The 13,493-nt window shown below is 76.1% G+C and carries 1 protein-coding gene and 1 pseudogene; both read left to right on the top strand.

Annotated elements, in window-relative coordinates:
• On the top strand, positions 1-9,325 hold a 9,325-nt coding region (locus tag ACFXAE_RS35200; protein ID WP_384723453.1), incomplete at its 5' end, for an SDR family NAD(P)-dependent oxidoreductase.
• A 54-nt stretch (positions 9,326-9,379) separates the two neighbouring features.
• Positions 9,380-13,493: pseudogene (locus ACFXAE_RS35195) on the top strand (type I polyketide synthase); the annotation flags it as partial.

Here is a 13,493-nt window from a genome sequence, read left to right as displayed (position 1 = left end):
CGGTGAGGCGTGGGCGTGCGGCGCGGACGTCGACTGGGACGCCTTCTACGAAGGCACCCGCCCCCGCCGCGTCGACCTCCCCACCTACCCCTTCCAGCGGCAGCACTACTGGCCCCGCTTCGCCGACTCCGCCGGCGACGTCACCTCCGCCGGACTGGAGTCCCCCGACCACCCCCTGCTCGGCGCCTCGGTCGAACTCGCCGGCGGTGACGGACTCGTCGCCACCGCCCGCTGGTCCCTGCGCGGCCAGCCCTGGCTCGCCGACCACGCCGTGTCCGGCACCGTCATCGTCCCCGGCACCGCACTCGTCGAGTCCGTCATCCGCGCCGGTGACGTCCTCGGCGTCGGCAGCGTCGACGAACTCACCCTGCAGGCCCCCGTCGTCCTCCAGGAGCGCGGCGAGGTCCAGGTCCAGATCGGCATCGGTGACGCCGACGACTCCGGCCGCCGCCCCGTCACCGTCCACACCCGGGCCACCGGACCCGACGGCGACACCGAGGACCTCTGGACCCTGCGCGCCCAGGGCACCCTCACCGAGCCCGGCGCCCCCGCCGTGGCGCGGCCCGAGGACTTCACCGCCTGGCCGCCGCCCGGCGCCACCGCCCTGGCCGCCGACGGCTTCTACGACCTGCTCGCCGACCGCGGCTACGAGTACGGCCCCGTCTTCCAGGGCGTCCGCGCCACCTGGCGGCGCGGCGACGACGTCTTCGCCGAGGTCGTCCTGCCCGACCAGGTGCGCGGCGACGCCGCCCGGTTCGGCATCCACCCCGCCCTGCTCGACGCCGCCCTGCACGCCGCCGGGCTCGCCCCCGGCGGCGACGACCGCACCGTCGTCCCCTTCGCCTGGTCCGGCGTGTCCCTGTACGCCACCGGCGCCACCGCGCTGCGGGTACGGATCTCCCCGGCCGGCGAGGACACCGTCACCGTCCACCTCACCGACCCGAGCGGCGCACCCGTCGCCGTCATCGACTCACTGGCCGTCCGCGAGGTGGCCGCCGAGACCCTCGACCCGTCCGCACGGGCCGCCCGCGACTGGCTGTTCCACCTCGACTGGACCCCCCTCGCGCCCGCCGCCACCCCCGCCGACGCGACCGGCTGGGCCGTGCTCGGCACCCCCCGCACCCCCGTCACCGCCCCCGACGGCAGCGGCGGCACGTCACTGCCCGTCCTCGCCGACCTCACGGCTCTCGACGACGCCACCGGCCAACGCCCCACCGCCGTCCTGCTGTTCACCGGACAGGCCGCGACGGCCGCCCCCGGCGCCGACGCGCCGTCCGCCGCCCGCCCCGGCGACGACACCCCGGCCGTCCCCGACACCGTCCTCGGCGAGGTCCTGACCGCCGTCAACGACTGGCTCGCCGACGACCGCACCGCGGAGATCCCGCTCGTCGTGGTCACCCGGGGCGCCGTCGCCACCGGGCCCGGCGACCCCGCGCACGACCTGCCCGGCGCCGCCGTCTGGGGCCTGGTGCGCTCCGCGCAGTCCCAGCACCCCGGCCGCCTCGTCCTCGCCGACCTCGACGTCCACCAGGACTCCTGGCAGGCCCTGCCCGCCGCGCTCGCCACCGGCGAACCGCAGCTCGCCCTGCGCCAGGGCACCGCCCACGCGCCCCGACTGGCCCGCCCCCGCACCGCCGACACCCTGAGCGCGCCCGACGGCGCCGCCGCCTGGCGCCTGGACATCCCGGTCAAGGGCTCCGTCGACCAGCTGGAACTGGTGCCCTGCCCCGAGATCACCGACGCGCCCGCGCCCGGGCACGTCCTCATCGAGGTACGCGCCGCCGGACTCAACTTCCGCGACGTCCTCAACACCCTCGGCATGTACCCCGGCCCCGCCGTCCTCCTCGGCGCCGAAGCCGCCGGCGTCGTCACCGCCACCGGACCCGGCGTCACCGGCCTCGCCCCCGGTGACCGCGTCATGGGCCTGGTCACCGGCGGCTTCGGCACCCACGCCGTCGCCGACGCCCGCATGATCGCCCCCGTGCCCGACGGCTGGACCTTCACCCAGGCCGCCTCCGTCCCCGTCGCCTTCCTCACCGCCTACTACGGCCTGCGCGACCTCGCCGGCCTCACCGCGGGCGAGTCCGTCCTCGTCCACGCCGCCGCCGGCGGCGTCGGCATGGCCGCCGCCCAGCTCGCCCGCCACTGGGGCGCCGAGGTCTACGGCACCGCCGGCGACCACAAGCGGCGCCTGCTGCGCGCCGAGGGCTGGGCCGACGACCACCTCGCCTCCTCCCGCACCCTCGACTTCGAGGACCGGTTCCGGGAGACCAGCGGCGGACGCGGCGTGGACGTCGTACTGAACTCGCTGGCCGGCGACTTCGTCGACGCCTCGCTGCGCCTGCTCGCCCCCGGCGGACGCCTCGTCGAAATGGGCAAGACCGACGTCCGCGACCCCGGCCGGGTCGCCCTCGACCACCCCGGCGTCGCCCTCTACCAGGCGTACGAACTGCGCGAGGCCGGCGAGGACCGCATCCGGGAGATGTTCGCCGACCTCACCCGTCTCTTCGCCGACGGCTCCCTGAGCCCGCTGCCCACCGTCACCTGGGACGTCCACCACGCCCGCGACGCCTTCCGCCACATGGCGCAGGCCAAGCACTACGGCAAGATCGTCCTCACCGTGCCGCGCGCCTGGAACCCCGACGGCACCGTCCTGATCACCGGCGGCACCGGCACCATCGGCGGCATCCTCGCCCGGCACCTCGTCACCCGGCACGGCATGCGCCACCTGCTGCTCACCGGCCGCCGCGGCCCCGACGCCCCCGGCGCCACCGCCCTGCGCGAGGAACTCACCGCCCTCGGCGCCGAGGTCTCCGTCGTCGCCTGCGACGCCGCCGACGCCGACCAGCTCGCCGCGACCCTCGCCGCCGTACCCGCCGACCACCCGCTCACCGCCGTGGTGCACGCGGCCGGCGCCCTCGACGACGGCGCCCTCGAACACCTCACCCCCGACCGGCTGCGCACCGTCCTGGCCCCCAAGGCCGACGCCGCCCGCCAACTGCACCGCCTCACCCGCGACCTCGACCTCGCGGACCTGGTGCTCTTCTCCGCCGGCGCCGGCGTCTTCGGCAACGCCGGACAGGCCAACTACGCCGCCGCCAACACCTACCTCGACGCCCTCGCCCACCGCCGCCGCGCCGACGGCCTGCCCACCACCTCCCTGTCCTGGGGCCTGTGGGCCGACGCCAGCGCCATGACCGGCCACCTCGACGACACCGACCTCGCCCGCGTCCGCCGCTCCGGCGTCCTGCCGCTGTCGGCGGCCGACGGCATGGCCCTGTTCGACGCCGCGCTCGCCGAACAGCGCCCGCACCTGGTCCCCGTCCGCCTCGACACCGGTCGGCTGCGTACCAGTGACGGCGAGATCCCGCACCTGCTGCGCGCCCTGTACCGGGGCCCGGTCCGCCGCACCGCCAGGGCGGGCGCCGCCGGCGGCACCGACGGACTGCGGCTGCGCCTGGCCGGCCTGTCCGCCGACGACCGGCTCACCCTGCTGCGCGACCTCGTCGCCACCCACGCCGCCGCCGTCCTCGGCCACACCGACCCCGCCCAGCTGCACGGCGGCCGCGCCTTCCGCGACCTCGGCTTCGACTCGCTGACCGCCGTCGAACTGCGCAACCGGCTCAACGCCGCCACCGCGCTGCGGCTGCCCGCCACCCTCGTCTTCGACCACCCGACCCTCGCCGAACTCGCCGCCCACCTCGACGGCGAACTCTCCGGCACCACCCCCGCGACCGCGCCCGCCGCCCCGGCACCCCTCCCGGCCGCCCCCGGGGGAGAGGAGCCGTTCGCGATCGTCGGCATGGCCTGCCGCCTCCCCGGCGGGGTGCGCTCCCCGGAGGACCTGTGGCGGCTCCTCGCCGACGGCGCCGACGCCATCGCCGAGTTCCCCGGCGACCGCGGCTGGGACCTCGACGGCCTCTACGACGCCCTGCCCGGCGACCAGGTCACCTCCCGCACCCGCGAGGGCGGCTTCCTGCACGACGCCGCCGACTTCGACGCCGACTTCTTCGGGATCTCCCCGCGCGAGGCCCTCGCCATGGACCCGCAGCAGCGCCTGCTCCTGGAGACCGCCTGGGAGACGTTCGAACGCGCCGGCATCGACCCCCGGTCGGTGCGCGGCAGCCGCACCGGCGTCTTCGCCGGCCTGTCCTCCAGCGACTACCTCAAGCGCGTCACCCACGTCCCCGACGAGATCGCCGGCTACGTCAACAACGGCAACGCCAACAGCATCGTCTCCGGCCGCGTCGCCTACACCCTCGGCCTGGAGGGCCCGGCCGTCACTGTCGACACCGCCTGTTCCTCCTCCCTCGTCGCCCTGCACATGGCGCTCCAGGCGCTGCGTCGCGGCGAGTGCACCATGGCCCTGGCCGGCGGCGTCACCGTGATGTCCTCGCCGGAGATCATCGTCGACTTCTCCCGCCAGCGCGGCCTGGCCGCCGACGGCCGCTGCAAGCCGTTCGCCGCCGCCGCCGACGGCACCGGCTTCTCCGAGGGCGTCGGTCTGATCCTCGTCGAGCGGCTCTCCGACGCCCGCCGCAACGGCCACCAGGTCCTCGCCGTCGTCCGCGGCTCCGCCGTCAACCAGGACGGCGCCTCCAACGGCCTCACCGCCCCCAACGGGCCCGCCCAGCAGCGCGTCATCCGCCAGGCCCTGGCCGACGCCGGTGTCGCCGCCGCCGAGGTCGACGCCGTCGAGGCGCACGGCACCGGCACCCGCCTCGGCGACCCCATCGAGGCCCAGGCGCTCCTCGCCACCTACGGCCAGGACCGCGATCCCGGGCGGCCGCTGCTGCTCGGCTCCGTCAAGTCGAACATCGGGCACACCCAGGCCGCCGCGGGCGTGGCCGGCGTCATGAAGATGGTCCTCGCCCTGCGGCACGGCCTGCTGCCCAGGAGCCTGCACGTCGACGCGCCCACCCCGCACGTCGACTGGTCCGCCGGCGCCGTCAGCGTCCTCACCGAGGCCACCGAGTGGCCCGAACCGGCGACCCCCCGCCCCCTGCGCGCCGCCGTCTCCTCCTTCGGCATCAGCGGCACCAACGCCCACGTCATCCTCGAACAGGCCCCGGCCGAACCGGAGCCCGCCGACGAGACGGACAGCGGCGTCGACGACGCGCCGGAGGCCCGCGCCGACCGCCCGCTGCCCTGGATCCTGTCCGCCCGCAGCGACGCCGCCCTGCGCGGTCAGGCCCGCGCCCTCCTCGCCCACCTCGACGCGCACCCCGGCCTCGCACCCGCCGACATCGCCCTGTCCCTCGTGACCCGCCGGGCCACCCTGGAGCGGCGCGCCGTCGTCGTCGCCACCACCACGGGCGACTTCCGCGCCGGCCTCGCCGCCCTCGCCGACGGCGTCCCCTCGCCCGCCGTGACCAGCGGCGGCCGGGGCGCCGGCCGTGACCGCAGGGCCGTCCTCGTCTTCCCCGGCCAGGGCTCCCAGTGGGCCGGCATGGGCGCCGAACTCATCGACATCTCCCCGGTGTTCGCCGAGCGGATCGCCGCCTGCGCCGACGCCCTCGCCCCGCACGTCGACTGGTCCCTCACCGACGTACTGCGCGCCGCCGACGGCGCACCCTCCCTCGACCGGGTCGACGTCGCCCAGCCCGCCCTGTGGGCGGTGATGGTCGCGCTCGCCGAGGTGTGGCGCGCCCACGGCCTCAGGCCCGCCGCCGTCCTCGGCCACTCCCAGGGCGAGATCGCCGCCGCCGCCGTCAGCGGCGCCCTGTCCCTCGAGGACGCCGCGCGGATCGTCGCCGTGCGCAGCCTCGCCATCGCCCGCGAACTCTCCGGTCACGGCGGCATGGTGGCCGTCACCGCACCGCACGACGAGGTCGCCGCGCTCGTCGCCGACCTGCCCGGCGTGTCGGTCGCCGCCGTCAACGGCCCCTCCTCCGTGGTGGTCTCCGGCGACACCGACGGCCTCGACACCCTCCTCGCCGGCTGCGCGGAGCGGGGCGTGCGCGCCCGCCGCATCCCCGTCGACTACGCCTCCCACTCCGCGTACGTCGACCGGCTCGCCGAGACCCTGCCCGCCGCCCTGGCCGGCATCGAACCCCGCGACGGCGACATCCCGTTCTTCTCCACCGTCACCGCCGACTGGCTGCCCGGCACCGCCCTGGACGCCCCCTACTGGCACCGCAACCTGCGCGGCACCGTCCGCCTGGAGGAGTCCCTGCGCGCCCTCCTCGACCAGGGCCACGACGTGTTCGTCGAGTGCAGCCCCCACCCGGTGCTCACCGTCGGCATCGAGGACACCGTCACCGCGGCGGGCGCCGACGCGGTCGCCCTCGGCTCGCTGCGCCGCGACGACGGCGGCACCGACCGGGTGCTGACCGCGCTGGCCGCCGCCCACGTCGCCGGCGTCCCCGTCGACTGGCGGCCCGCCGTCGCCCACGGCCGCCCCGTGGACCTGCCCACCTACGCCTTCCAGCGCGAGCGGTACTGGCTGGAGGCCACCGGCGCCCAGGCCGACCCCACCGGACTCGACACGGTCGTACGGCTCGCCGACGGCGGCGCCGTCCTCGGCGGCGGCCTGTCGCTGACCGCACAGCCCTGGCTGGACGGCCACCGCGTGCACGGCACCGCCGTCGTCCCCGGCACCGCCCTGCTCGACTGGGCGGTACGGGCCGGCGACGAGACCGGCTGCCCGCTCGTCACCACCCTCGACGAGCACACCCCGATCGCCGTCCCCGAACGGGGCCGCGTCGACCTCCAGATCACCGTCTCCGCCCCCGAGGGCACCGACGCCGGCCCGGATCGGCGCGCGCTCACCGTCCACTCCCGCGTCCCCGACCCGGACGGCACCGACGTGCCCTGGACCCTGAACGCCACCGGTACCCTCACCGCCGGCGACCCGGCACCCGCCCCGGCAGGACCGGACACCTGGCCGCCCGCCGGCGCCCGCCCCGCCGACCCCGGCCGGGCCCACGACCCCCTCGACGGCAGCGGCCTGGACACCGGCGCCGCCTTCCGCACCCTGCGCGCGGTGTGGCGGCACGGCACCGACCTCCTCGCCGACGTGGAACTCCCCGAGGACGCCCGCGCCGACGCCGGCCGGTTCCGCGTCCACCCGGCGCTGCTCCAGACGGCCCTCGCCCTGGCCGCCACCCCCGAGCACGCCACCGCGCCCGCACTGCCGCAGCGCTGGCAGGACGTCACCACGTACGCCACCGGCGCCACCCGGCTGCGCCTGCGGCTGACCGACGACGGCGGCACCTGGAGGGTGCACGCCCACGACGGCACCGGAGCCCCCGTCCTCACCGCCACCGCCGCCACCCGCCCGGCCACCCCCGACCGGCTCCCGGCCGCCACCGCCCCCGACGCCCTGCACCGCGTCGAGTGGACCCCGTGGACCGGCGACACCGACCCGGCCGACCTCACCGGCCCCTGGGCGGTCGTCGGAAGCCCCGGACGCCTGACTGCCGCGCTCGAACGCGCCGGCGCCACCGTCCACGTCCACCCCACCCTCGACGACCTCACCGCCGCCCTCGACAGCGGCGACACCGAACAGCCGGCCGTGGTCGTCGTCCCCCACACCCACGACACCGGCACCACCGCCCAGGACGTGGTGACCGCCGCCCACACCTCCGCCCACCGGGCACTGCACCTGGCCACCACCTGGCTGAGCGACCCGCGCCACACGGCCACCCGGCTCCTCGTGGTGACCGAGGGCGCCCTCGCCACCGGACCCGACGACAGCGTCCCGGCTCTCGCCGACGCCACCGTCTGGGGCCTGCTGCGGTCCGCCCAGACCGAACACCCCGGCCGCTTCCTCCTCGCCGACCTCGATCCGACCACCGACAGCGCGGCCGACAGCGCGGCCGACGGCACGGATCACGCCGACCCGTCGGCCACCGCCCTGCTCGCCGCCGTCGCCGCCGCCGGCCGCACCGGCGAGCACCAGTTCGCCGTGCGCTCCGGCACCGTCACCGTGCCCCGCCTGGTCCGCGCCGGTCGCGACAGCACCACACCCGCGGACGGCACCCCGTGGGGCGACGAAACGACGACCGGCACCGTCCTCGTCACCGGCGGCACCGGCGTCCTCGGCGCCCTCGTCGCCCGCCACCTCGTCACCCGGCACGGTGTACGCCACCTGCTGCTCACCGGCCGCCGCGGCCCCGACGCCCCCGGCGCCGCGGCCCTGCGCGACGAACTCACCGCCCTCGGCGCCGAGGTCTCCGTCGTCGCCTGCGACGCCGCCGACCGCGACCAGCTCGCCGCCACCCTCGCCGCCGTACCCGCCGAGCACCCCCTGACCGCCGTGGTGCACGCGGCCGGCGTCCTCGACGACGGCCTCCTCGACACCCTCACCCCCGAACGCCTCGACCACGTCCTGCGGCCCAAGGCCGACGCCGCCTGGAACCTGCACGAACTCACCCGCGACACCAAGCTCTCCGCGTTCGTGCTGTTCTCCTCCTACGCGGGCCTCGCGGGCGGCCCCGGGCAGGCCAACTACGCCGCCGCCAACGCCTTCCTCGACGCCCTCGCCCAGCACCGGCGCGCCCGCGGCCTCACCGCCGTCTCCCTCGCCTGGGGCTTCTGGGAGGACCGCAGCGACCTCACCGGCGCCCTCGACGAAGCCGACCTCGCCCGACTGGACCGGGCCGGCATCCGCCCTCTCACCGCCGATCAGGGCCTCGGCCTGCTCGACGCGGCCACCGCCCTGGACACCGCCCACCTGGTCCCCGTACGACTCGACCCGCGTGCCCTGCGCGCCGACCAGGTGCCCCCGCTGCTGCGGGCCCTCGCCCGGCCGGCCGCCCGCCGCGCCGCCGACGCCGCGACCACGGGCGGACCGCAGGACTTCCGCCGCAGGCTCGCCGCGCTCAGCGGCCCCCAGCAGCAGGCCCTGCTGCACCGCACGGTCATCGGCCACGTCGCCGCCGTCCTCGGCCACGCCTCCGCCGAGGCCCTGGACTCCGGGCGCGGCTTCCTCGACCTCGGCATGTCCTCCCTGACCGCGGTCGAACTCCGCAACCGGCTCAACGCGGAGACGGGCCTGACCCTGCCCACCACCCTCATCTTCGACCACCCGGACCCGGCCGCCCTCGTCCGCCACCTGCGGGACGAACTCGGCACCGGCCCCGCCGGCCCCGGCGACGCGGACCAGCCCGTCTTCGCCGAGCTGGCCGACCTCGAAGCCGCCGTGCACGGCACCGAACTCGACGACCAGGACCGGGCCCGCCTGGCCAAGCGCCTCCAGGCCCTCCAGTGGAAGCTCGACGCCACCACGGAGACCACCGGCGAGCGCGACGACACCGACCTCGACACCACCACGGACGACGAGATGTTCGACCTGATCGACAACGAACTCGGCCTCGCCTGACCCACCCGGCCCGGCCCCGCGTCCTTCCAGCCAGAACCAGAGGATTCCACCCCCATGGCAAGCTCCGAAGACAAGCTCCGCGACTACCTCAAGAAGGTCACCGCAGACCTGCGTCGCACCCGTCAGCGGCTGGAGTCCGTCGAGGCCGGCCAGAGCGAGCCGATCGCCGTCATCGGCATGGCCTGCCGCTTCCCCGGCGGCGTCCGCTCCCCGGAGGACCTGTGGCGGCTCGTCGCCGACGGCACCGACGCCGTCGGCCCGCTGCCCGAGGACCGTGGCTGGGACCTCGACTCCCTCTACGACCCCGACCCGGGCACCCCCGGCAAGAGCTACGTCCGCGAGGGCGGCTTCCTCGACGGCGCCGCCGACTTCGACGCCGACCTCTTCGGCATCGCCCCCCGCGAAGCCCTCGCCATGGACCCGCAGCAGCGGCTCCTGCTGGAGACCGCCTGGGAGGCCGTCGAACGCGCCCGCATCAGCCCCGCCTCCCTCCGCAACACCGACACCGGCGTCTTCGTCGGCGGCGCCGACACCAACTACGGCTCCCTCGCCCGCACCACCGAGGAGACCGAGGGCCACAACCTCACCGGCGGCGCCATGAGCGTCCTGTCCGGCCGCATCTCCTACACCCTCGGCCTGGAGGGCCCGGCCGTCACCGTCGACACCGCCTGCTCCTCCTCCCTCGTCGCCCTCCACCTCGCCACCCGCGCCCTGCGCGCCGGCGAGTGCTCCCTCGCCCTGGCCGGCGGCGTCGCCATGATGCCGACCACCGAACTGTTCACCGAGTTCTCCCGCCAGCGCGGCCTCGCCCCCGACGGCCGCTGCAAGCCCTTCGCCGAAGCCGCCGACGGCACCGCCTGGGGCGAGGGCGTCGGCGTCCTCCTCGTCGAGCGTCTCTCCGACGCCCGCCGCAACGGCCACCAGGTCCTCGCCGTCATCCGCGGCACCGCCGTCAACCAGGACGGCGCCAGCAGCCGCCTCACCGCCCCCAACGGCCCCTCCCAGCGCCGGGTCATCGAGGCCGCCCTCGCCGACGCCCGCCTCACCCCCGACCAGGTCGACGCCGTCGAGGCGCACGGCACCGGCACCACCCTCGGCGATCCCATCGAGGCCCAGGCCCTCCTCGCCACCTACGGCCAGGGCCGGCCCGCCGACCGGCCGTTGCGCCTCGGCGCCGTCAAGTCGAACATCGGCCACGCCCAGGCGGCGGCCGGTGTCGCGGGCGTCATCAAGATGGTCATGGCGATGCGCCACGGAGTCCTCCCCGGCATCCTGCACGTCGACACGCCCACCTCCCACGTCGACTGGACCGCCGGCGCCGTCGAACTCCTCACCGAGGCCACCGACTGGCCCACCGCCGAGCACCCCCGCCGCGCCGGCGTCTCCGCCTTCGGCATCAGCGGCACCAACGCCCACGTCCTGCTGGAACAGGCCCCCCTTCTCGAGGAGGCGGAGGCATCCGACGACACGGGTACGCAGGCTCCGGCCGTCGACCCCGCCGTGACCCCGTGGCTGCTGTCCGCCCGCTCCGAGGCCGCCCTGCGCGCCCAGGCCGAACGTCTCCTCGCCCACGTCGACGCCTCGGCCACCCGCCCCCGGTACGCCGACATCGCCCTGTCCCTGGCGGCCAGCCGCGCCCCGCTCCCGCACCGCGCGGTGATCCTCGCCACCGACCCCGACACCACCGCCCAGGCCCTCACCGCCCTCGCCGGCGCCGCACCCCACCCCGCCGTCCTCGAAGGCACCGCCCAGGGCGGCTCGACCGCCTTCCTGTTTTCGGGTCAGGGTTCGCAGCGGCTGGGTATGGGGCGTGGACTGCATGCTCGTTTCCCGGTGTTCGCGGAGGCGTTCGACGCGGTGTGCGCGGGCTTGGACGAGCACTTGGACCGGCCGTTGCGCGACGTGGTCTGGGGCGAGGACGCGGAGGCGCTGAACGGAACCGCGTATGCGCAGGCGGGGTTGTTCGCGGTTGAGGTGGCGTTGTTCCGGTTGGTGGAGTCGTGGGGTGTGCGGCCGGAGTTCGTGGCCGGTCATTCGATCGGTGAGGTGGCTGCCGCGCATGTGGCGGGTGTGTTCTCTCTCGCGGACGCATGTGCGTTGGTGGCCGCGCGTGGCCGGCTGATGCAGGCGCTGCCCGCCGGTGGTGCCATGGTCGCCGTCGAGGCGACCGAGGCCGAGGTACTGCCGCACCTGACGGATGAGGTGTCGATCGCGGCCGTCAACAGCCCCTCCTCGGTGGTGATTTCGGGCGCTGAGGCTGCGGTGGAGGCTGTGGCGGAGGTGTTCCGGGGGCTGGGGCGGCGTACGTCCCGGCTGCGGGTGTCGCATGCCTTCCACTCGCCGCTGATGGAGCCGATGCTGGAGGAGTTCCGCGCGGTCGCGGAGGGGCTGTCCTACGGTGAGCCGCGGTTGCCCGTCGTCTCCAACGTGTCGGGTGCTGTGGCGGCGCCCGGCGAGCTGGCGTCGCCCGGCTACTGGGTGACCCACGTCCGTGAGGCCGTGCGCTTCGACGACGGTGTCCGCGCGCTGGCCGGGCAGGGTGTCACCCGTTTCGTCGAGCTGGGTCCGGACGGTGTGCTGAGCGGCATGGCGCGTGAGAGCGCCGGCGACGACGCCCTCCTCGTACCTCTTCTGCGCAAGGACCGCGACGAGGAGACCACGGCCCTCACCGCCCTCGCACGGCTCGCGGCACACGGCCAGACGGTCGACTGGACCGCCTACCTCGCCGGAACCGGAGCACGGCTCACCGACCTCCCCACCTATCCCTTCCAGCACCAGCGTTACTGGCCCACGCCCGACGCATCCTCCGGGGACGTCGAGTCCGCCGGTCTGCGCTCCGCCGGCCACCCCCTGCTCAGCGCGGCCGTCGAGTTCTCCGACTCCGACGGCCTCCTCCTCACCACCCGCCTCTCCCTGCGCACCCACCCGTGGCTGGGCGAACACGTCGTCATGGGCAACGTCCTGCTGCCCGGCACCGCCTTCGTCGAACTCGCGGTGCGGGCAGGGGACGAGGTCGGCTGCGACCGCGTCGAGGAACTCACCCTGGCGGCCCCCCTCGTCCTTCCGGAACAGGGCGGCGTCCAACTGCACCTCCAGGTCGGACCGGCCGACGCCGCGGGCCGCAGGGTCCTCACCGCCCGCTCCCGGCCGGAGGGCGAGGACGACCGGCCCTGGACCGAGCACGCCACCGGCGTCCTCGCCCCGGGCACGGCTCCCGCTTTCGACACCGCAGCCTTCGACACCGCCGTCTGGCCGCCCGCCGACGCCGAGCCCGTCGACCTGACGGGCCTCTACGAGCGCATGGCCGAGGGCGGATACGAGTACGGCCCCCTCTTCCAGGGCCTGCGCGCCGCCTGGCGCCGGGGCGACGACGTGTACGCCGAGGTCGCCCTCCCCGACTCCGCGGAGCGCGACGCGGCCGGCTTCGGCCTGCACCCGGCGCTGCTCGACGCGTCCGTGCAGATCTCCGCCCTCGGCGGACTCGCGCGGGGAGTCGTCCCGTTCTCCTGGGAAGGCGTCACCCTGCACGCCACCGGCGCCCGGGCCGTCCGCGTCCGCCTGACCCGGACCGGCGACGAGTCCGCGTCCGTCGCCGTCGCCGACCCCACCGGAGCACCGGTCGCCACCATCGAGAACCTGGTGCTGCGCGCCGTCGCCTCCGGCACAGCCGTCGACACCACGACCCGGGACGCCCTCTTCCACCTCACGTGGACCCCCGCCGCCGCACCGGCGAGCGGCACCGAGACCGCCTCCACGGCCGTCCTCGACCCCACCACCGGCGACCTCCTGGCCGCACTGCCCGGGCCCCGTCACACCGACATCAGTGCGCTCCTCACGGCCGGTGAGGTACCGGCGACGGTGTTCGCCGTCGTACCGCAGCCCGCCACGCGCGAGAACGCCACGGTGGTGGACGTCGTACACGACGTCACCGCGTGGGCGCTGGAGTTGGTGCGGTCGTGGCTGGCCGACGAGCGGTGCGCGCAGTCGCGGCTGGTGTTCGTGACGCGGGGCGCGGTCACGGGCGACAACCTGACCGGGACCGGTGTGTGGGGCCTGGCGAGGTCGGCCACGTCGGAGCATCCGGGGCGGTTCGGTCTGCTGGACGTCGAGCCGGGTGCGGTGCTGTCGGCCGAACTGCTGGGTGCCGTGCTGGCGGTGGGTGAGGCCG

The sequence above is a fragment of the Streptomyces sp. NPDC059454 genome (genome assembly GCF_042749965.1).
In the GTDB taxonomy this organism is placed as follows: domain Bacteria; phylum Actinomycetota; class Actinomycetes; order Streptomycetales; family Streptomycetaceae; genus Streptomyces.
The sequence above is the reverse complement of the archived record's forward strand: the minus strand, read 5'-3'. Positions and strand labels throughout refer to the sequence as shown.